Below are 18,298 nucleotides of genomic sequence, written 5' to 3'. Positions count from 1 at the left end.
ATCTCAACGGCAACGAGTTCAGCGGGCTATCGTGAGGGCGGCGGTTCGTGAGCGTAGAGGAGCTTGCCGCCCTTGCCGTAGACGGCAGCTCGCACCGTGGTGTCAGCGTTGTCCTCCCACTCGGTGAACGCCTCGGCGACCGTTTGGGCCGGGGCCTTCTCGCTGTGATCGGTCAGGACGAACCCGAGCTCACCGGGGGACTTCCAATCCCCCCACATCATCGACACGTGGCCCACGACGGCGCGGCGCTGTTCCTCGGTGCCCTCCTCCTTCACCCAGGCAGTGAACGACTCGGCCGTCGAGCCGGCCATGCCTTCGTTCTGAACAGTGGGAAGCTGCAGCGGGGCCACCTTGTCCCCCTGCGGCTCCTCTCCCATCAGTCCGCAGCCGGACAGCAGCACCGGGACGAGGAGCAGAGGAAGGATCCTCTTCGCTCGCATTTGGATTCTCCTTGCCATGCATGTGGGCCCCGCGCCGTACCCATCGCGGGGCCCAGAGTGACGGGTGTCACATGTCGATGGAATCTACCCTGTCGTTCCAGCTACCACCGTAGGTGTATTCGTATTTGCTGAAGTTGTTGTAGCAGGACTGTGAGGCCAGTACCAGATACGGGTCGGGCAGTCCCGTACGGTGATCGTTGAGCTCCGCCCCGCCCTGGGGGCGATTCACGCAGGCCGAACTGGCCTGGTCACGGAAACCCCAGTCCGAGAGTTCCTTGTGGCCCTTCGCGGACCACTTCAGCATGCGGCCTGCCCTCTTGGTGTTGTAGTCGTAGTGCTCCCACACGCACACATATCCCGACGGGCAGTCACTGGCCGCCCTGGTCGACACCGTAGATGCGGCGGCGCGAGAGTCCTCCGTCTTGGATGCGGCAGCGCGAGAGTCCGCCGCCTTGGAGTTCTTGGCCAGGCTCGCGTGTCCCGCGTCGATCTTGGCCAGGGCCTTGTTGGACTCCGCAACCGTGTCGTAGCACCGGACATCGTCGACGGCCACTTCGGTGCAGACCTTGGCGCCACCCCACCCGTTGGCAAGATCGATCTTCTTGCCCTTGTACGTGGCGACTACCGGCTCGCTCTCCTTCTTCTGGCGAGCCTCTTCGACGGCTGTTCTTACGCCGGTCTTGTAAGGCGCGCCGCCGGGATCAGCCGCCATGGCAGTAGCCGTGCTCCCGATGGCAAGCGCCGCGCTAGTAGCGAGAACGGCTATGAGCCGTGTGAACTTCACGTGATTCCCCCTTGAAGGTAGTGCAACGAGGAGGAACTCTAGAGGTACTGATGGGTAACATGCGCCTATAGTCGAAAAGTTGACCTAAAGTCACTTGTTCCACTACGGCGAGGCAGCCGCCAACCGTGCCGCTCTGCGGATGATTGGCGAGTCCCCCGAACTCTGTGGCCATTGCAACCTTCGACGGTCCGCATTCGTGCCGCCAGCGCTCATCCGGCGCAACCTCGAAGGTACGAGGATGGGGCAACACGCCGCGAGGAGGGCCGACGGCCTCCTGTTCCGATCGCTCAGGTTGGTGATCACGGGCGTCTGCGCGCCGTCGAGGCTCCCGTGCCGTTTAGGGAGGTGCGTCGGACCTGGGCCAGAGACTTACGGTGCACTGAAAGCCCCTGACCTGCGGCAACGCCGTCGTTACAGGCTCCAAAGCCCCGTTAAGTCAGCGGCATTGGGGCTAGAACGGAAGCTCGGGTCGAGCTGTGCCTCGCTTGATGGCCATCACCTGCTCGTGGAAGTCGCGTGTGGAGGCCTCACGCGGGTACCGGGAGCGAAGTTCCTTGTTCAGCTCGTCAGCGACTAAAAGCAGGGATGGGAGGGACTTGCGGTCTGCTTCGAGTGCCGTGGTGCCCATGCCGATGGCTTGCTCGATGTCGCCGGTGCGGGCGGCGGCGACTCCGAGCGTGAGACGGGCCTCCGCCGCGCGCATGGGGGAGATCTCGGTTCCGTCGGGGCCGGTGCTGATGCGGATCACTGAGTGGGCGTGGGCGGCGGCGCGCTCGTCGTCTCCGAGGAGACGGTAGGCGTCCATCTCGTAGAAGTCCCACTTGTCCGGGTCGATGATGAAGTGGTGTTCGGGGTGGTCGGGGCGTGGTAGGCGGTCCAGCCGTGCGCGTCCGGCGTCCAGGGACTCACGGACGAGGCGGCCGTTTCCCATGCGTGCGGCGGCGCGGGCCTTGTGGGCGTACAGCTGCACGCCAACGGAGTGTGTCTGGTCGGCGATGTGCCCGGCCTCGACGGCCTCGAGCATGTCCTGCCAGCGGCTTTGGGTGAGGGCGAACCACGCCTCGATCTCCCAGGCCCACGCCTTGATCTCGCCGTGGCCGGCCTCGTCGCCGATGCGGAGTGCGGCTGCTTTGCTGAGGTTCGCGGCCTCGCGCTGGCCTCGGTCGTACTGGACGCACGCGTTCAGCAGGAACAGCCATCCGGCGTCAACGAGTAGTTCCCGGTGCTGGCGGAGCGTCATCCGGCCTTCGAGTTGCTTGGTGACGTAGTGGAGGCCGTTGCGGGTGCGCTCGTGTAGGTAGTCAGCGTCGGCGTATGGGTACGCACGGGCCAGTTGGTCAATGCCCTGTTCGATCGACTCCAGCGCGGCGCTGTTGATGTTGGACATCTCCGTGCGACGCAGCATCTCGGCGACGTCCCACAGTCCGGCACCCCCTTGCGCGATCAAGGCGCTTGGATCGGCGGTGCGAGAGCTGATGGCGGGTCGTTCCAACTCCCATGGGCGTGGGGCAAGTCCGGCGAGATGGCCGGGGATGCGCAGTCCGTCCACCACTTCAAGGATCTTGTGGAACTGGGTGATTCGCGGGCGGACGCCCTTGCCGTCGGTCTCGAGCCGGGCCATCTTGCCGATGTGTTCGCGCTTGTAGCTGACGGCCTCGGCAATCTTGGCGAAGCTGATGTTGCCGTGAAGCTTGGCGAGTCTGAACACTTCGCCGAAGTCGTGGTTGGCGATGGCTGACCGCACGTCCGCGCGTTCCAGCACATGCGGCGGTAGAGCTGCCGGTGTCGGTGCAGCTTCGGTCATCTCACTTCCCCATGGTGATTGACCTGACGTTTCTTCTGGCTCGACCTGCTCTTTCGATCTTCGCTTGCGTCCGTCTTGCGAGTGTACCCAAGAGGGGGGTCCCCAAGAGGGGGGAGCGGTAGGCCGTGCAAGGGGTGCACCCTCGGGTCACCCTGCCGGGAGAGCCTCGGTAGACGTGACCTGCGACGGGACCGTTTCATGGACGCGAGGAAAGCGCGGACGCATGAGCACTTAGCGAATGAGCTGGATGCGTACGCTCACTGGTACACGGCGCCGGACGCTTCCTCCGGTGGGCACTTCCTGACGCTGACTCTCTTCGCCGAGTGCGGCAACACCGCCCGCATCGCGCGTGACCACACGGCCGAGTTCCTTCGGGGCGCGGGTGCCGGTGACGTGGCGGACGATGCCCGGCTGATCGTGTCAGAGCTGGTCGGGAACGTGGTCAACCACGCAGTCCCGGAACGCTGTCTCGCACGCCCCGGCGGCTCCCGGCGCATCGACGTGAAGTTCAAGATGTGGCCGAAGTGGCTGTTCATCGGGGTCGCGGATGAGGACTCGACGCCTCCGCTGCTTCCGCTGGGCGAGACGTTCTCGCCGGGGTTGATGGGTGAACTGTCGGAAGCGGTCGTGCCGGACAGCGGCCGTGGGCTGCTGATCGCTCAGCGGCTGGCAACGGCGGTCTGGTGGACACCGGAAGACCGGGGCGGCAAGACCGTGTGGTGCCGACTTGACCTAGACGGCGGAACTCGGGGCATGCCGTCTTGATGATCCCCGGCTGTCGCTTCGCCGGTCGCTGTCTCGCGGGCGACAGCCGGGGGCTGGAGGGTGAACCCTCTGGCGGACGGGGCGCGGTCCCTGGAACGGTCCGCTGAGCTCCCCACTCAGCCCCAGGGGCCGCGCTTCACAACCGAAACCGAGACCGGGCCACCCATTCAGCCCTGGAAAGCGACGGGTGGCCCGGTTGGGGAACGCGAAGATCCCCGGTGCCTGATGGTACCGGGGTCTTCGTGCTGTGCATCTGCCCTGGGCCAAAGGAAGTTGATGACCCATTACCTAGATCAGGGCAGAGGTGGGACAACGTGACTGGCTCGGGTGAGGGCTGGCTGAGCGACGGACTCGACGACGTCGCGGGGGCGAACGCCGGACTGTGGGTGTCCGGCGTCGACTACGTCGCGGGTTGGCGTACGGCACGTGAGGCTGCGGACCGCCTGAACCGGGCCTTACTCGGTTCCGGGCTGGAGCTGTCGGAGTTACGGGCTGTCGCCTCAACGAACGAGGACGGGCGCGGGGTCGTGCGGCTGGCGGGCTGGCCGGACGCCGTGGACCGGCTTGCCGGGCTCCTGGAGGCGCTCGCAGATGGCGACGGTGGTTCGCGGTGAGGGGTGTGTCCGCTGGTGAGAGGTGCACGTGGGCACGTCGCCGGCCGCAGAGGCTTTGGGCGGTAGCTGCCATGGGGCGAGAGAGCAGGGGGCCTTACGCTGGCCCGGCGAATCGGGCAGGCTCCTGCCCTGCCCGCTGTGGTGCCCGATCGGCCCCCTGCTCTTCGAGGCTCGCCCCATGGGAGCTGCCTAAAGCCTCGAAGGCCGTCGCCCCCGGCCACGAGTACCCCGGCTGATGTCGGCCGGTCGCCGTATCTCGACCTCTGACGCGTTGTGGTGTGGGGCGCCCGGTGCCCGGACGGGACCGGCGGCCACGCCGCATGCCCGGCCGGGGCGGCCGGGCTGCCTGGCGCGCCGCAGGCGCGCCCTTGAGGAAGTGAAGGCGGTTTCGACCGATGCCTGTTGGCGATCATGCCGAGGGACGTCGGGCGGGTTCTTTTTCGGCGGTGATCCGGTAGGCGAGTTCGGTGCGGTCCGCACCGATACGGAGTTCTTCGAGGATCAGCGCCTGGTCATCGGTGCCGCAGGTGACCCGGGACAAGTGCAGGACTGGGGTCGCATCCGGCAACCGCAACGCGGTGCGCTCGTCGGGCAGTGGCATGCGGGCGCGGACCGTCTCGGACCACCACAGCTTGTGACCGGCCTTCGTCAGCATCGCGTACACGGCCTCGGGCTCGGCATCCGGCGCTTCGGCCAGATTCGGTACGGCCTCGGCCGTGGCGAACGGGATCAGTGTGCGGTGCATGGCGCGCGTGCCGGTGGCGGGGTCGGTAAGCAGACGGTCGCAGCCGAACAGCGCTTCCTCAACCTGGAGTTCCAACAGGTGCGCCGTGGGCTCGGTGGTGTGCGTGCGGTAGGCGCTTGGCTCCTCGGCCTGCTCCCACGCGGCCACTCCATGGAGCACGAAGCGGCCGCCGGACGTACGGCCCACGTAGCCGGGGAGGCTGACGATGGGGTGGCCGTCGGAGCGCACGAAACTGCCCTTGCCGTGGTGCACGTCGATCAACCCTTCCGCGCGCAGGGCGGCAACGGCGTTGCGGACGGTCGGGCGCGAGACCTTGTAGCGCTCCATGAGCTGCGTCTCGGAGGGCAACGGGGCGCCGGGTTCGTACTCGCCGGACAGGATCGCTTCGCGAATGGCGGCGGCCACCTGCTGGTAGAGGGCTCCGGGGCGCTGGAGTTCAGACATCTCGGCATCTCCGACGGCTTGAGGTCGTAGTCACGTCGCACGCGCGACGTCACTCGTCAGCATAAGTAGTTGCGCTCTCGCCGTACAGCACCCCACACTCATAACTCGTAAGGACAAGTGACGTCAGCATAAGCTTGGCGTCGTGACTGGCCAGGGAGGCCAAAGATCATGCAGTCCATTCCCGTGGACACGGCGCGGCTCGGCGTACTGCGGTGCGCCATCGCGCCGGAAGTGAAGCTCAGCAACTCCGAGACACAGGAGGTGAAGAAGGACCGGGACGGCAACCCCGTCTACACCGTGGCGGTCACCGTGCGGCAGGACCGGCGGCGGATCTCCGTCATCGAGATCGCCGTCAGCGGTGAGCCGACCGGCATCGAGGAAGGACAGATCGTCAAGGTCACCGGCCTGACCGCGTTCGTGTGGTCGATGGGCGACCGCCACGGCGTCAGCTTCCGGGCCGACGCCATCACGCCCGTGCCCGTGCCCGCGGCTGCGGCGCAGCGCAAGGGCGGTGACGCGTGATGGAGCCGTACATCATCGCCTTCGCCCTGGCCGTGCTCGCCTGGATGCTCGTCGTCGGCGACCTGGCGCGTCGACACCGTCCGGTCTGGCACTGGTACCTCGTCGGCTACCCGGTGACCGCCTGGCGCGTGGTGTCCACCTGGCGGCGCGTCGCGGTGCTTCACGATCTCGCGGTGTCCCGGCTTCCGGCGCGCACGCTCGTCGGTCACCTGCTGGTCAAGGGTGACCCGGTGCGGCCGATGGCGCCTCGCTGCTCCTTCCCGCGCGTCACCTCCATGGGCCTGACGCTGGTGGTGCGGCTGCACGCGGGCCAGACCCCGGCGACCTATCTGAAGGCGGCGGATGCCTTCGTGCACGCGTGGAAGGTGCACGCGGTGCGCGTCACCTCGCCGGAACGCGGCCTCGTGCTCCTGACCGCGATGGCCCATGACCCGCTGGAACGGCCCGGCTTAGCCACGGCCCCGGCCGAACTCCTCTCCGCGCTCATCGGCGCGCTGGAGACCGGTGGGGCGTGGGTGATGAACCTGCGCCTGGTGCCGCACTGGCTGATCACCGGAGCCACCCGGTCGGGCAAGTCGACCCTGCTCGCCCGGCTCATCACCCAACTCGCAACACAGCGCGTCGCCCTGGTCGGGATCGACTGCAAGGGCGGCATGGAACTCGGCCTGTTCGCCGGGCGGCTGAGCGCGCTGGCCACCTGCCGCCGTGAAGCGGTTGCGCTCCTCTCCGCCCTGGTGGTCGACATGCAGGACCGGATGAGCGCGTGCCGGTCGGCCGGAGTCCGCTCCATCTGGGAGCTCCCGGACAAGCTCCGCCCCGTGCCCGTCGTCGTCCTGGTCGACGAGATCGCGGAACTGTACCTGTCCGACGGCACCCGCGAGAGCAAGGCGGAAGCCGAACAGTGCTCGACGCTGCTGCTGCGGCTGGCCCAGCTCGGTGCCGCCCTCGGCATCCACCTGGTCGTGGCCGGCCAACGCGTCGGATCCGACCTCGGCCCCGGCGTCACCGCCCTGCGCGCCCAGCTCGGCGGCCGGATCTGCCACCGGGTCAACGACCCCGGCACCGCGGAGATGACCCTCGGCGACCTGAACAAGGACGCCGTGGCTGTCGCCCAAGCCATCACACCCGAGGAACGGGGCGTGGCGGTGTGCACCGGCCCGGACGGCGGATGGAGCCGCGCACGCTCCCACCTCACCCCCACCGATGAGGCCGTGGCCACGGCCCGCAAGTACAGCGCGATGACCCCGGAACTGCCCCTCGTCACCCGCGCGCTGACGGCGCTGAAAGGAGAGTCCAAGTGATCAGCGAAGGCACGGCGTTCACGTTCGCGGTGATCTTCGGGATCATCACCCTCCTCCTCATCCGCTCCCGCGACGTGCGCGCCTGGGAAGCGGTGTGCGTCGGCCTCTTCGGCCTCTACCTCGGTCAGACCCCCGTGCTCTTCACCATTCACGGGCTCGTGACCTGGTTCATCAGCGGCTTCTCCCACACCTGAGCAGAGAGGACACCCGGCCATGCCCATGCCTCGCGTGAGGTGCCCGAACTGCAAGGGCGACGGCGCCCGTAAGACCTGGACCGGACGCATCCGGCGCTGCCGCGTCTGCCGGGGCACCGGCACCATCCGCTGAACCCCCGCTACACCCAACCGCACAGGGAGTGATCCCCATGACCAACCACGCGCCACCAACCCACATCCGTGCCGCTACGGCGGCTCACCCCGGAAGGTCACCACCATCACCCCGCAGTACACCCCGGCTGACAGGCGCGCCGTTCTCGACCGCGCGGCGCGCCTGCGTCAGCTCCCCGAAACCGACCGCGACGCCATCCGCCTCGCCCAAGACCCGAGATTTGCCCGCTGGCTGGAGCAGATCACCGCAACCGGCGGATGCTCCCAGCCCGTCCACCTCTCCGGCTCCACCACCACCCTGGACGGCACAACCGGCGAGATCCTCCACCACTACGACACCCGCGACGAACCCGGCGAACGCCTTCTCGTCCGCTGCCGTAACCGGCGGGCGACCATCTGCCCGGCCTGCTCCCGCCTCCACGCCGGAGACACCTACCACCTCGTCCGCGCGGGCCTCCTCGGCGGCAAGAACGTCCCCGCCACCGTGCGCCACCGGCCGCGGCTCTTCGTCACCCTCACCGCCCCCTCCTTCGGACCGGTCCACCGTGCCGGAGGACGGTGCTATCCCCGCCGCGACGGTCGTACGTGCGAGCACGGGCGTTCCCTAGGCTGCGGCACCGTCCATGCCCCGGACGCCCCGGTCGTCGGCCAACCTCTGTGCCCCGACTGCTACGACTACACGGCACATGTTCTGTGGCACGCGCACGCCTCCAAGCTGTGGGATCGGTTCGTCATTGACGTCCGGCGGCGCCTCGCCTCCTCGGTCGGCCTCGTACAGTCCCGCTTCGCGCAGGCTGCCCGGCTGTCCTTCGCCCGCGTTGCTGAGTACCAGAAGCGGGCGGCCGTCCACGTTCATGCCGTCGTCCGCCTCGACGGCCCGAACGGTCCCGATGAGGAACCCCCGGCCTGGGGCACTGCGGAACTCCTCATCGAAGCCGTACGCGTCTCCGCCCGACGGGTCCTGGTCCGCTCGTCCTACAGCCCGGCCGTGGGTGAGCGGGCCTTGCACTGGGGCGACCAGATCGACGCCCGACCGCTGCACGCCAATGGCGACGGCCCGGACGACGACGCCGTAGCCGCATACGTCGCCAAGTACGTCACCAAGGGAGCCAGCGAGACCGGCGCCGGCCTCGACCACCCGCTCACCGCCTGGGCCGACATCGCCACGGCACCCGTCAGCACACACGTCCGCACGCTCATGCGCACCTGCTGGCGCCTCGGCAACCTCCCGGAATACGAGCCTCTCCGCCTCCGGGCCTGGACCCACACACTCGGCTACCGGGGCCACATCCTCACCAAATCCCGCGCCTACTCCACCACCTACGCAGCACTCCGCGCCGAACGCGCCCACCACATGGGCCACGCCGACATCCCCGACGCGATCACCGAACGCAACTGGCGCTACGTCGGATCGGGCCACACCCCCGGGGCGGCCCTCATCGCGGCCGGAGTCGCCGAAGATCTCGCCACGAACCGCGAGATCGCCCGCGAAGCGATCCACTGGACGGTGGTGGGCCATTGACAAATCAGAACCGTGACGCGGAAAGAGCTCGCCATCTGGAAAGAGTGTGCCGGACCTTCTCCACCAGGATCGGCCCGGAATCAGCAAAGCGCCTTGCGCGACTCCTGGAACGCCAACCAGGGGGCAAGATCGAATAAGACAGCGAAGAGGGGGCCTCGCGTGAGGCCCCCTTCGTTCTCCTGCGAGTCAGGTCCAGATAGGGTTCTGCTCGATCTCGATCCTGCCGTAGTCGAAGTATCGACCCTTCTTCGTCGCTTCCTTGATCTTGACCGCCGCGAACAGGAAGCGGATCACGGCGTTCATCCGCTGGCAGTCCTCCGCCTCCTTCAGGGCTTCCCAGCTCGCCCGTGCGTTCGGGCCCACAAGACCATCCAGCACCTCGGTGGTCGGACGGACGACCATCTTGCGCTCTATCTCCGCGATGCGTGCTTCGACGATCTTGCGCATCTCGCGATACTCCCGAGTCTTCAACTCCTGCTTCTGCCACATGTCCTTGAGCTCGTCGAGCTCGCGACGGTCGACCTCGATGGTGGCCCGATCCTCGTCCGACAGTTCAGAGGGCGTCGGTGCCTCCGACAGGTCAAGCCGCTCAAGGAGGTTGACAGCGGCCTCGCTCACGAACTCTTCCAAGATCGGAGCGGAGATGACTCTGTTGCAGCGCGGGGTATCGAGCCGGTGAGTGTGACGATGGCAGACGTACTTGGCGCCACTTCCTCCTGAGCCGCCCATGATCCTGCCGCATCCTGTGCAAGTAACCACGCCACGCAGCAGATAGAACCTGCTCGGCTTCTTGCCGCTCGCCAGCTTCGCGGCCCGGTAGGCGCGGCGCTCCCGGACTTCGAGCCACATCCCCCGGTCGATGATCGCGGGCCATTCACCGTCCCCGACTTCCTCGCCCCGGAAGACACGGATCCCGGCGACGTGGCGGCTGTCGAGAACATCCCGCACTCGCGGGGCACTCCAGTTGCGCCCTTCAGCGGTCTTCTCACCCCGCTCGTACAACTCCTTCGCCAGTTGGACCGGGCTCACTCCGTCGAGATAGCGAGTGAAGATCTCCCGCACGATGTCGGCCTCTTCAGGGACGAAAACCATGCCGGTCTTGTCGTACCCGTACCGTCGCCTGCCGGTGTGCGGCCTGCCGTCCTGCACACGGTCGATCATGGAATCGATCAGTCGGCGAGAAGTGTCGTCACTTGACCGGCACGCGTGCGCGACCTCGATCCGCAGGAAGAAGCGGTCATCGGGGTCGGCGAGATCACGCCGGTTCGCCTGACCATGCAACGTGATGTCGTGATCGTCAGCGATCTGCAAGAGCTCTTCGAGATCGCGCGGCTGTCGCATCAGCCGATCCGGGTGGTACGTGAGGACGTGACGCACGCGGCCCTTGCTGGCCTCAGCCAGTAGTGCGTCCCACCCCGGACGCTTGCGCTTCCGCTGCCATGCCGACCGGTTGTTGTCCACGAAGACCTGGTCTTCGTCCACTATGAGCCCTAGACGGTCGGCCACCTCGCGACAGATGCTCTCCTGGCGTTCCACGCCCGTCTGGTCGTCGTCGTTCACGTGAGAGATGCGGCAGTAGATCGCCGCCGGCTCTCCTGCCCAGTTGGCCCGGTGCTTCTTCTCCCTCTGCCCGCCAGCTGCCTGCCTAGCCCGGAGGGCGCGCCGTAACCGGGCGTCCGTCTGCTGGTCGTTGTCGTCTTCAGCCATGGAAAGAGGCTATGAGCACTGCTTGATCCATGTCATCCTGTCCCGCTTCCACGCGGCGGGGAAGCGGCCGTCGCGGACGGCGGGCAGGCCGATTTCCGGGGAGTACGCCTGGTAGACGGTGATCGTGGATTCCGAGTAGGCCGCACGGATCCTGCGTTGCGGTTCTTCCATGGCGTACAGCGTGGGGTCGGCCGGTTCAGGCGGCCACCGAATTTCGACTCGAGGGTTCAGCAGCGCGCTTCACCGCCTCACTTGGCCGGCACGATGAGCGCCCCGGCGTTTCCGGCGACTGCCAGGGGCCTGGGGAAGGGATCATGCGCCAGGGTTGCCATGCGGGACGTCGAGGATGATGTCGGCGGCGCGGGCGATGACCGGGGCGCGGGTGCGGCCGGGGTGGTCGGCGGCGAGGAAGTGAATGCCGATGGCCGCGCAGAACGCGAGCAGGGCGCGAGCCTCGACCTCGTCGGGGTCGGCGCAGAAGGTGCCGATCGCGTCTCGGGCCAGCTGAATGCGCCTGTTGTCCACGCGGCGCAGGCGGTCGGCGACGGTGTGGTCACGGCGGGCCCATTCGCGGATGGCCAGGTCGATGGGGAGCAGGCGGTCGCTGGAGAAGGTGAGCTGTCCGGCCAGGCGGACCTTGTTCCGTGCGTCACCGCCCTCCCGCTCGACCCGGTCCACTACGTCGTCCACGCTCTCGCGCTCCCAGGCGTCCAGCATCTCGGTCAGCAGTGCGTCACGGTCGGCGAAGTAGCCGTAGAAGCCCCCTTTGGTCACCCCCAGCGCCTTGGCGAGCGCCTCGACCCGCACCGCGTCCACTCCGCCTGCGGCCAGCGCCCGAAGCCCCTCCTCGACCCACTTCTCGCGCGGTGTGCGCAATGCGCCCATCTGTGACCCACCTCACCCAGTCAGACCTGTTGTACGGCCTCGTACAACAGGTCTAGCCTCGTCTTGTACGGCATCGTATAACCCGAGAGGGGACACGTCATGTCATTCGGTTTCGTTGCCTTCCACTACCCGGCCGCCGAGCACGTCGAGGAGTTCGTCGGCGAATGCCACCAGGTCGCCGAGGCGACGCGGCGGCAGCCGGGCTTCCTGTCCGTCGGGGTCTGGGTCACGCCGGACGGCGACGCCGTCGTCACCACCGGCGCCTTCGAGTCCGAGGAGGCATTCCTGGCGGCGGCCGACGTCGCCCGCGAGATGGGCGCGACGCCCGACGGCTTGAGCGACCTGGAGGTCAGGCCCCGTGAGGTCCACTTCCTTGTGTCGCGCTAGTGCCCCTCCCAGCAAGCTTTGCCCTGTCGCGCCGCCCGGCACGCACCCTCGCTGCGTTGGCCAAAAGCCCTGGTAGCTCCGCTACAAGGACTTCTGGCCGCCTTGCGATGCTTCCCCTCGGCCCTGCGGGCCTGGGGAGACCCCATGCACCGGACGATGCTCCTTGACGGGCAAACATTGCCGGTCGCGGCACTAGGTCTCGGTGAGGTCAACTCCCCGTTGGGGTTGGAGCTTTGGCGGGCGTGGCGGTGATGCCGAGGCTTTTGGCGGTGGAGTTGACGCCTGAGCAGCAGGTCCAGCTGCGGCAACGGCCAGGCGGTCTTGAGTGCGTGGCTTGTGGTTGTGGTTGGTGCCAGTGCGGCGGCTCGTCGGCTCGTTGGACCGCTTGGTTTGACCCGCTTCTCGGCGGGTCTGTGATGCCGGGTGACTCACCCCGGCAGCGACGGTTGAGCGTTCGGCGGCCTTGTCGGCGTGGGGGTGGGCAACAGGTCGGTGCGCTTCTCGACGTGGCCGGCGGTCGGCGACCGCAGGGCCGGTCGGAGGGGCACGGAATCGTCTGGATCTCTCGCGCGTTGAGGAGGGCGGGTATGGGATGCCGGTGGTGTGCGAGCCGGGTAGCCCGAGTGAGCGAGCTGACAGATATTGGAGGGCAGCAATGGCTGCGCAGACGCAGAGGGCCGTGCTGGCGGGCGGATGCTTCTGGGGGATGGAGGAGCTGATCCGCCGACTTCCGGGCGTGACGGCGACCCGGGTGGGATACACCGGGGGTGACGTGCCGAACGCGACGTACCGTAACCATGGCACGCACGCGGAGGCCATTGAGATCCTTTTCGACCCCGCGAAGACCGACTACCGCGCGATCCTGGAGTTCTTCTTCCAGATCCACGACCCGAGCACAAAGAATCGTCAGGGCAACGACATCGGCCTCAGCTACCGCTCGGCGATCTACTACGTGGATGACGAGCAGAAGCGGATCGCCGAGGACACGATCGCGGATGTGGATGTCTCCGGCCTGTGGCCGGGCAAGGTCGTCACTGAGGTGGAGCCGGTCGGCCCCTTCTGGGAGGCCGAGCCCGAGCACCAGGATTACCTGCAGCGTTACCCGGACGGCTACACCTGCCACTTCCCGCGCCCGGGATGGCGACTGCCCGCCCGCGCTGAGGGCTGACCGCGAGGCGGCCCGGCGGAAGGCGAAGGCTGCGGGGTGGGTGCCGCTGCTGTGCACCGTCCCCCTTCGGTGGACGGTCACAAGTCAGGGGCCCGCCCCGCGGGCCGCGTACGCGGCACCCCAGGAGAGATCCGTCACCGTGCGTCGCGTAGCTGAACAAGGTACGCCGCTTCCGGCACGAGCACGACCACGGCCCGCCAGGCGCTCCGCGCCACTTCGTCGTCGGCGTCGGACAGGAGCGCCCGTGTGATCGCCGGCCACGCCCGCCGGTCCCCGATCTTGGACAACGTGTGCAGCGCCTGGCTCCGTGCCTGCACACGCTCCGAGCGGACTTCGCGGAGCAGCTCGGGGAGCGTCATGGACACCGGGTGGCCGGTGAGCGCCCAGGTCAGCATGTCGCGGACGAAGAACTCGGGCTCGATCGCGCATCGCTCGATGAGCTTCTCGACGAAGCGCGGATCTGGCGTCGTGCCGACCGCCAGAGCCGCCCGCAGTCGCACGGACGAACGGCTGTCCTCCAGGCCCTGGAGCGCTCGTATCGCATCCGCGTCCTGTCTCGTCATGGTCATCGAGACCACCTCCCTGGCAAGCGGTGAAGGCCTTGTCGCTGTGTCAAGGTCAAACGCTCACCGGGTGACTTCGCACCTTCGCCGGCCTTGAGGGCTCACCCGGGCTCAGCTGAGCAGCGTCGCCGGGCTTCCCCCATTCGCCTCGTAGCCCGCCACCGCCATCGCCCGGTACACGGCGTAGGCCTCCGCCGGGTCGCCGCCGTGGGTCCAGGGCAGGGCACCGACATGGCCGTCGACCCGTACCAGCTGGTACATGGCCTCGGCCCAGCGCTCCGACCCGACCAGGAAGAAGACCAGCAGATGGCGGACGTGCGGGAGCACCGGGTCGTCGGCCGCGGCGGTCTGCGTCGCGTGCAGCGCGCCCTCCACCGCCCTGGTGACCACCGCGCTCTGGTAGAAGCCGGACACGAGATTGACCTCGGGCAGATGCTCGAAGACCGCGAACAGCGGCAGCGCCGCGAGCAGCGAACCCTGCGGGGCGCGGGCCGCGGCTGTGGTCGCGAAGTGGTCGGCCTCCTCCCGCGAGCCGTGCCACTTCTCGCACCAGTAGTGCAGGGCGGCGAGGTGTGCGCCCATGTGCGTGGGGGCGCGGTCGATCACCTTCGCCCAGAGCTGGTCGAACTCCTCGTGGGAGTAGCCGAGTCCGCGGGCCACGGCCAGTTCGACGATGTACGGGACGGGGTCGCCGGGGGCCAGCAGCGCCGCCTCCGCGCAGACCGTACGGGCCTCCTCCAGGATGATCCGGAAGTCGTCGCTCCCGGAGCCGCCGGAGGACCGCCAGGCCTGCTGCACCAGGAACTCGGCGTGCACGGCCGCGCCGCCCGCGTCCTTCGGGGACTCCGCACGCCAGGTACGCAGCCACGAACCGCCGCTGCCGGGCTGCTGCTGCAGTTCGAGTGATGCCGCGCCCGCGAACGCCTGCACGCGCTGCCAGCGCAGCTCGCCCTCCTTGCCCGTGCCGGCGAGCAGCTGGGACGCGGCCCGCCAGTCCTGGGTGCGCTGCACGATGTCGAGCACGTCGAGGAGGTCCTGGTCGGGCCCGGGCAGCCGCAGATCGAGAAACTCCTGGCGGACGAATCCGTACGCGGAAGGGTCGGCGGCGTCCGGTGATCCGGGCGCGACCTGCCGGACGGCGTTACGGCGGCGCATCACATACGGGCCGATCGCGGCGGCCAGCAGGCCCATCGCGATCAGGAACCAGAGAATCTCCATACGGCCATTGTCCCGGACGGCACGGGGACGACTACCGGCCGGGGACTACCCTCGGGGCACATGAGCGACCAGCACAGCTTCGAGACCATCGCGATCCACGCGGGCAACACCGCCGACCCGCTGACCGGCGCGGTCGTCCCGCCCATCTACCAGGTGTCCACTTACAAGCAGGACGGCGTGGGCGGACTGCGTGGCGGCTACGAGTACAGCCGCAGCGCCAACCCCACCCGTACCGCGCTCGAGGAGAACCTCGCGGCCCTCGAGGGCGGCCGCCGTGGCCTCGCCTTCGCCTCCGGCCTCGCCGCCGAGGACTGCCTGCTCCGTACGCTGCTGACCCCTGGGGACCACGTGGTGATCCCCAACGACGCGTACGGCGGCACGTTCCGGCTCTTCGCCAAGGTCGTCCAGCGGTGGGGTGTGGAGTACTCCGTCGCCGACACCTCCGACCCGGCTTCGGTACGGGCGGCACTCACCGACCGTACGAAGGTGATCTGGGTCGAGACCCCGTCGAACCCGCTGCTCGGCATCACCGACATCGCCGCCGTCGCGGACATCGCCCGTAGCGCCGGGGCGAAGCTCGTCGTCGACAACACCTTCGCCAGCCCCTACCTCCAGCAGCCCCTCGCGCTCGGCGCGGACATCGTCGTGCACTCGCTGACGAAGTACATGGGCGGTCACTCGGACGTCGTCGGCGGCGCGCTGATCACCGCGGACGCCGGGCTCGGCGAGGAGCTGGCGTACCACCAGAACGCGATGGGCGCGGTCGCCGGCCCGTTCGACTCGTGGATCGTGCTGCGCGGTATCAAGACGCTGCCGGTCCGTATGGACCGCCACAGCGACAACGCCGAGCGCGTCGCGGAGATGCTGACGAAGCACCCGAAGGTGACGCGTGTCCTCTACCCGGGGCTCGAGGAGCACCCGGGCCATGAGACCGCGGCCAAGCAGATGAAGCGTTTCGGCGGCATGGTGTCGTTCCAGGTCCAGGGCGGCGAGGAGGCGGCGGTCGAGGTCTGCAACCGCGCGAAGCTCTTCACCCTCGGTGAGTCCCTGGGCGGCGTCGAGTCCCTGATCGAGCACCCGGGCAGGATGACGCACGCCTCTGTGGCGGGCTCGGCGCTGGAGGTTCCGGCGGATCTGGTGCGGCTGTCGGTCGGGATCGAGGCGGTGGACGATCTGCTGGCGGATCTCCAGCAGGCGCTGGGCTGATGGCGAGGGCCCGGGTCGGCGACATCGCCCGCCCGGGCCCGGTACAGCTCGACCTCGCTCGGGCTCGGTTTCGGCTCGACCTCGCTCGGGCTCGGTTTCGGCTCGACCCTGGTCGGGCTCGATTGCAGCTCGACCCTGGTCGGGCTCGGTTACAGCTCGACCTCGCTCGGGCTCGGTTACGGCTCGACCTCGCTCGGGCCCGGTTACAGCTCGACCCGCTCGGGCGCCGTTCCGCCGGGTCCCGGCGCGTGGCCGGGTGTCTCAGCCCCGGTCCCCTGCCCCCGGTCAGGCGCCGACCTTTTCGTCCTCCAGCATGTTGCTGATCTGTTCGCGCAGTTCCGCGCTGTCCTCGTGGCCATGGACGGAGACCGCGTGCTCGGTCGCGGCCCGGAGGACTTCCTCCTCCTCACCCGCGATGGTGAGGGTGCAGTTCGTCTCGCTCGGGAACCTGCGGCAGTCGGCAACTTTTCTGGTCATGACGACCTCCTGTGCTGGTGCGTTGCCCCGCTCTTCCCAGGATAGAACCGGGCTCACCAGCCCTCGATCTCAGGCGTCGTCGCCGACGGAGGAACGCTCCACGGCTCGACGACCGCCGCCCACACCGCGAACGCGACGGCGGCGGCGAGCAGCAGCAGCCAGCCCACGCGGTGCAGGGTGCGGCGGCGGCGCAGCAGCCGGGTGCCGCGGGTGGTCGCGCGGACGTACAGGTCGGCGGGGACCAGCGGGTGGGGGATGTCCAGCAGGCGCCGGACCTCCTCCTCCTTGACATTGCGGCGGCTCATGACGGGCCCGCCGTCCAGACCGGTGCCCGCAGGCGCGGCGGGCGGGTGCTGCGCAGGGTGGAGACGGCGCGTTCGCAGATCGCCCGGACCCGCTCGACCGGCAGCCCGAGCAGCGCCGCGGTCTGCTCCTCGGCGACGCCCTCGTACAGCCGCAGCACCACGATCAGCCGTTCCTGCGGGCTGAGCCGGGCCAGTACGCCGACGTCCGCGCCCTCGTTCCAGGTCCGCTGGTGGAAGCGCCAGGCCGTCCGGGCGAAGCGGGCGGCGAGCTCCTGGCGGGTGCGGTCGTACGGGTCCTCGCCGCGCAGCCTGTCCCACTCCGCGTACGTGTGCGCCAGCGCCGCGACCAGCAGCCGCTGCGCGTGCGGATTGTGCCCGTGAGGCTCGGCCGTGAGCAGGGTCGCGGCATGCAGCAGCCGGCCGGCCGCGCCCGCGACGAATGCCTCGAACTCGCGGGCGCGGCGGCCGGCGAGTGCCGTCTGCCGCGTTTCTCGCACGTCCTCATATCAAGGCAGGCGGCGTCCCGGGTCAAGAGGCTGGGGGCGTCTCCGTTTCGACGGCCGGCAGCCCGGCCTGGCGGGCGGAGAGCGCCGAGTTGAACCGGGTGAGCAGGGTGCAGAACGACTCCCGCTCCTCCTCGGTCCAGCCGTCGGTCACCTGGGCCATCAGCTCGCGTCGCGAGCAGCGGACCTCGTCCAGGCGGGCCTGGCCGCGCGGCGAGAGCTGGAGGACGACCGCGCGCCCGTCCTCGGGGTGCGAGGTGCGCTTGACCAGGCCGGTGTCGACGAGCGGCGCGACCTGGCGGGTGACGGTCGACGAGTCGATGCCCATTCCGGCGGCGAGGGCCTTGACGCCCATCGGGCCTTCCTGATCGAGCCGGTTGAGCAGGAGATAGGCGGCGCGGTCCATGGAGTTGCGCACCTGGCCGACCCCGCCGAGCCGGGTCTGCTCGGCACGGCGTGCGAATACGGCGACCTGGTGCTGCAGGGCATCGAGGAGACCGGGGGCTCCCTGAGGTTCGGGGGCCGAGCCCCGGGAGTCAGGCGCAGTGGTCGTCATGTCCTGAGATGTGGGCATGGCTGCGAGGGGCTCTCTCGTGCGGTGGTCGGTTGGTG

At 68.6% G+C, this 18,298-nt stretch carries 20 protein-coding genes and 2 pseudogenes; 9 read left to right on the top strand and 13 right to left on the bottom strand.

Features of this window, described 5'->3' with window-relative positions; all coding sequences use genetic code 11:
• Positions 1-26: 26 nt before the first annotated feature.
• The 3 genes from ACZ6ZQ_RS16320 to ACZ6ZQ_RS16310 all read right to left on the bottom strand — a co-directional run bounded on the left by ACZ6ZQ_RS16320 (position 27) and on the right by ACZ6ZQ_RS16310 (position 3,028).
• Positions 27-440 (bottom strand): hypothetical protein, encoded by a 414-nt coding sequence (locus tag ACZ6ZQ_RS16320; RefSeq protein ID WP_469769196.1) that lies wholly within the window; start codon positions 438-440, stop codon positions 27-29.
• A gap of 67 nt (positions 441-507) precedes the next feature.
• Positions 508-1,224: a peptidase inhibitor family I36 protein gene (locus tag ACZ6ZQ_RS16315; protein ID WP_469769195.1), complete on the bottom strand. Its 717-nt coding sequence runs from the start codon at positions 1,222-1,224 to the stop codon at positions 508-510.
• Positions 1,225-1,675: 451 nt separating this feature from the next.
• A complete protein-coding gene (locus tag ACZ6ZQ_RS16310; protein ID WP_469769194.1) occupies positions 1,676-3,028 on the bottom strand; it encodes a tetratricopeptide repeat protein in 1,353 nt (450 codons plus the stop codon).
• A gap of 198 nt (positions 3,029-3,226) precedes the next feature.
• On the opposite strand from ACZ6ZQ_RS16310, the gene ACZ6ZQ_RS16305 reads away from it, so the two are divergent.
• Complete coding sequence (locus tag ACZ6ZQ_RS16305; protein ID WP_469769193.1) at positions 3,227-3,793, top strand: ATP-binding protein; 567 nt, start codon at positions 3,227-3,229, stop codon at positions 3,791-3,793.
• Between the two features lie 314 nt (positions 3,794-4,107).
• A complete protein-coding gene (locus ACZ6ZQ_RS16300) occupies positions 4,108-4,407 on the top strand; it encodes a hypothetical protein (protein ID WP_469769192.1) in 300 nt (99 codons plus the stop codon).
• Between the two features lie 409 nt (positions 4,408-4,816).
• Here ACZ6ZQ_RS16300 and ACZ6ZQ_RS16295 read toward each other — a convergent pair whose 3' ends face one another.
• On the bottom strand, positions 4,817-5,596 hold the full coding sequence (locus tag ACZ6ZQ_RS16295; RefSeq protein WP_469769191.1) for a GntR family transcriptional regulator: 780 nt from the start codon (positions 5,594-5,596) through the stop codon (positions 4,817-4,819).
• 168 nt (positions 5,597-5,764) lie between these two features.
• Here ACZ6ZQ_RS16295 and ACZ6ZQ_RS16290 point away from each other — a divergent pair, with 168 nt between their 5' ends.
• The 4 genes from ACZ6ZQ_RS16290 to ACZ6ZQ_RS16275 all read left to right on the top strand — a co-directional run bounded on the left by ACZ6ZQ_RS16290 (position 5,765) and on the right by ACZ6ZQ_RS16275 (position 9,267).
• On the top strand, positions 5,765-6,118 hold the full coding sequence (locus ACZ6ZQ_RS16290) for an SCO3933 family regulatory protein (RefSeq protein ID WP_469769190.1): 354 nt from the start codon (positions 5,765-5,767) through the stop codon (positions 6,116-6,118).
• Positions 6,118-7,419 (top strand): FtsK/SpoIIIE domain-containing protein, encoded by a 1,302-nt coding sequence (locus tag ACZ6ZQ_RS16285; RefSeq protein WP_469769189.1) that lies wholly within the window; start codon positions 6,118-6,120, stop codon positions 7,417-7,419. Before ACZ6ZQ_RS16290 ends, ACZ6ZQ_RS16285 begins: the two co-directional genes overlap by 1 nt.
• A complete protein-coding gene (locus ACZ6ZQ_RS16280) occupies positions 7,416-7,613 on the top strand; it encodes a hypothetical protein (RefSeq protein WP_469769188.1) in 198 nt (65 codons plus the stop codon). The genes ACZ6ZQ_RS16285 and ACZ6ZQ_RS16280 overlap by 4 nt, the downstream gene beginning before the upstream one ends.
• A gap of 295 nt (positions 7,614-7,908) precedes the next feature.
• On the top strand, positions 7,909-9,267 hold the full coding sequence (locus ACZ6ZQ_RS16275) for a replication initiator (RefSeq protein ID WP_469769227.1): 1,359 nt from the start codon (positions 7,909-7,911) through the stop codon (positions 9,265-9,267).
• Between the two features lie 186 nt (positions 9,268-9,453).
• Here the strand turns inward: ACZ6ZQ_RS16275 and ACZ6ZQ_RS16270 are convergent, their stop codons facing one another.
• The 3 genes and pseudogenes from ACZ6ZQ_RS16270 to ACZ6ZQ_RS16260 all read right to left on the bottom strand — a co-directional run bounded on the left by ACZ6ZQ_RS16270 (position 9,454) and on the right by ACZ6ZQ_RS16260 (position 11,859).
• The gene (locus tag ACZ6ZQ_RS16270; RefSeq protein ID WP_469769187.1) at positions 9,454-10,974 is read right to left on the bottom strand and encodes a recombinase family protein; all 1,521 of its coding nucleotides are present in this window, start codon (positions 10,972-10,974) and stop codon (positions 9,454-9,456) included.
• Between the two features lie 21 nt (positions 10,975-10,995).
• Positions 10,996-11,145, bottom strand: a pseudogene (locus ACZ6ZQ_RS16265) (DUF4291 family protein); the annotation flags it as partial.
• A gap of 141 nt (positions 11,146-11,286) precedes the next feature.
• Positions 11,287-11,859: a TetR/AcrR family transcriptional regulator gene (locus ACZ6ZQ_RS16260; protein WP_469769186.1), complete on the bottom strand. Its 573-nt coding sequence runs from the start codon at positions 11,857-11,859 to the stop codon at positions 11,287-11,289.
• 99 nt (positions 11,860-11,958) lie between these two features.
• On the opposite strand from ACZ6ZQ_RS16260, the gene ACZ6ZQ_RS16255 reads away from it, so the two are divergent.
• Both ACZ6ZQ_RS16255 and msrA read left to right on the top strand, forming a co-directional pair.
• Positions 11,959-12,246, top strand: coding sequence for a putative quinol monooxygenase (locus tag ACZ6ZQ_RS16255; RefSeq protein ID WP_469769185.1), 288 nt, complete (start codon positions 11,959-11,961; stop codon positions 12,244-12,246).
• Between the two features lie 655 nt (positions 12,247-12,901).
• Positions 12,902-13,414, top strand: a complete 513-nt coding sequence (msrA, locus tag ACZ6ZQ_RS16250) for a peptide-methionine (S)-S-oxide reductase MsrA (RefSeq protein ID WP_469769184.1) — start codon at positions 12,902-12,904, stop codon at positions 13,412-13,414.
• 170 nt (positions 13,415-13,584) lie between these two features.
• Here the strand turns inward: msrA and ACZ6ZQ_RS16245 are convergent.
• Positions 13,585-13,983: pseudogene (locus ACZ6ZQ_RS16245) on the bottom strand (HEAT repeat domain-containing protein); the annotation flags it as partial.
• Positions 13,984-14,088: 105 nt separating this feature from the next.
• Positions 14,089-15,195 carry a hypothetical protein gene (locus ACZ6ZQ_RS16240; protein WP_469769183.1) on the bottom strand — a complete coding sequence of 369 codons (1,107 nt, stop codon included), beginning with the start codon at positions 15,193-15,195 and terminating at the stop codon, positions 14,089-14,091.
• Positions 15,196-15,255: 60 nt separating this feature from the next.
• Between ACZ6ZQ_RS16240 and ACZ6ZQ_RS16235 the strand changes: the two genes are divergently transcribed.
• The gene (locus ACZ6ZQ_RS16235; protein WP_469769182.1) at positions 15,256-16,401 is read left to right on the top strand and encodes a cystathionine gamma-synthase; all 1,146 of its coding nucleotides are present in this window, start codon (positions 15,256-15,258) and stop codon (positions 16,399-16,401) included.
• A gap of 285 nt (positions 16,402-16,686) precedes the next feature.
• Here ACZ6ZQ_RS16235 and ACZ6ZQ_RS16230 read toward each other — a convergent pair whose 3' ends face one another.
• Genes ACZ6ZQ_RS16230 through ACZ6ZQ_RS16215 form a run of 4 tightly spaced genes read right to left on the bottom strand, consistent with a single transcriptional unit; the run spans position 16,687 to position 18,242 of the window.
• Complete coding sequence (locus ACZ6ZQ_RS16230) at positions 16,687-16,878, bottom strand: DUF1059 domain-containing protein (RefSeq protein WP_453665443.1); 192 nt, start codon at positions 16,876-16,878, stop codon at positions 16,687-16,689.
• Positions 16,879-16,931: 53 nt separating this feature from the next.
• Entirely contained in the window at positions 16,932-17,183 is a 252-nt protein-coding gene (locus tag ACZ6ZQ_RS16225) for a hypothetical protein (protein WP_469769181.1), read from the bottom strand.
• Positions 17,180-17,680, bottom strand: coding sequence for a sigma factor-like helix-turn-helix DNA-binding protein (locus ACZ6ZQ_RS16220; RefSeq protein ID WP_469769180.1), 501 nt, complete (start codon positions 17,678-17,680; stop codon positions 17,180-17,182). The genes ACZ6ZQ_RS16225 and ACZ6ZQ_RS16220 overlap by 4 nt, the downstream gene beginning before the upstream one ends.
• Positions 17,681-17,711: 31 nt before the next feature.
• Positions 17,712-18,242 carry a MarR family winged helix-turn-helix transcriptional regulator gene (locus ACZ6ZQ_RS16215; protein ID WP_469769179.1) on the bottom strand — a complete coding sequence of 177 codons (531 nt, stop codon included), beginning with the start codon at positions 18,240-18,242 and terminating at the stop codon, positions 17,712-17,714.
• Positions 18,243-18,298 lie beyond the last annotated feature (56 nt).

The sequence above is a fragment of the Streptomyces sp. NPDC053673 genome (genome assembly GCF_055585225.1).
The sequence above is the reverse complement of the archived record's forward strand: the minus strand, read 5'-3'. Positions and strand labels throughout refer to the sequence as shown.

Excerpts from the sequence above, each read along its gene's own strand:
- ACZ6ZQ_RS16290 (WP_469769190.1), top strand. The coding sequence starts at position 5,765 with ATGCAGTCCATTCCCGTGGACACGGCGCGGCTCGGCGTACTGCGGTGC.
- ACZ6ZQ_RS16240 (WP_469769183.1), bottom strand. The coding sequence starts at position 15,195 with ATGGAGATTCTCTGGTTCCTGATCGCGATGGGCCTGCTGGCCGCCGCG.
- ACZ6ZQ_RS16320 (WP_469769196.1), bottom strand. The coding sequence starts at position 440 with ATGCGAGCGAAGAGGATCCTTCCTCTGCTCCTCGTCCCGGTGCTGCTG.
- ACZ6ZQ_RS16225 (WP_469769181.1), bottom strand. The coding sequence starts at position 17,183 with ATGAGCCGCCGCAATGTCAAGGAGGAGGAGGTCCGGCGCCTGCTGGAC.
- ACZ6ZQ_RS16295 (WP_469769191.1), bottom strand. The coding sequence starts at position 5,596 with ATGTCTGAACTCCAGCGCCCCGGAGCCCTCTACCAGCAGGTGGCCGCC.
- msrA (WP_469769184.1), top strand. The coding sequence starts at position 12,902 with ATGGCTGCGCAGACGCAGAGGGCCGTGCTGGCGGGCGGATGCTTCTGG.
- ACZ6ZQ_RS16305 (WP_469769193.1), top strand. The coding sequence starts at position 3,227 with ATGGACGCGAGGAAAGCGCGGACGCATGAGCACTTAGCGAATGAGCTG.
- ACZ6ZQ_RS16230 (WP_453665443.1), bottom strand. The coding sequence starts at position 16,878 with ATGACCAGAAAAGTTGCCGACTGCCGCAGGTTCCCGAGCGAGACGAAC.
- ACZ6ZQ_RS16260 (WP_469769186.1), bottom strand. The coding sequence starts at position 11,859 with ATGGGCGCATTGCGCACACCGCGCGAGAAGTGGGTCGAGGAGGGGCTT.
- ACZ6ZQ_RS16285 (WP_469769189.1), top strand. The coding sequence starts at position 6,118 with ATGGAGCCGTACATCATCGCCTTCGCCCTGGCCGTGCTCGCCTGGATG.
- ACZ6ZQ_RS16270 (WP_469769187.1), bottom strand. The coding sequence starts at position 10,974 with ATGGCTGAAGACGACAACGACCAGCAGACGGACGCCCGGTTACGGCGC.
- ACZ6ZQ_RS16215 (WP_469769179.1), bottom strand. The coding sequence starts at position 18,242 with ATGACGACCACTGCGCCTGACTCCCGGGGCTCGGCCCCCGAACCTCAG.
- ACZ6ZQ_RS16310 (WP_469769194.1), bottom strand. The coding sequence starts at position 3,028 with ATGACCGAAGCTGCACCGACACCGGCAGCTCTACCGCCGCATGTGCTG.
- ACZ6ZQ_RS16255 (WP_469769185.1), top strand. The coding sequence starts at position 11,959 with ATGTCATTCGGTTTCGTTGCCTTCCACTACCCGGCCGCCGAGCACGTC.
- ACZ6ZQ_RS16235 (WP_469769182.1), top strand. The coding sequence starts at position 15,256 with ATGAGCGACCAGCACAGCTTCGAGACCATCGCGATCCACGCGGGCAAC.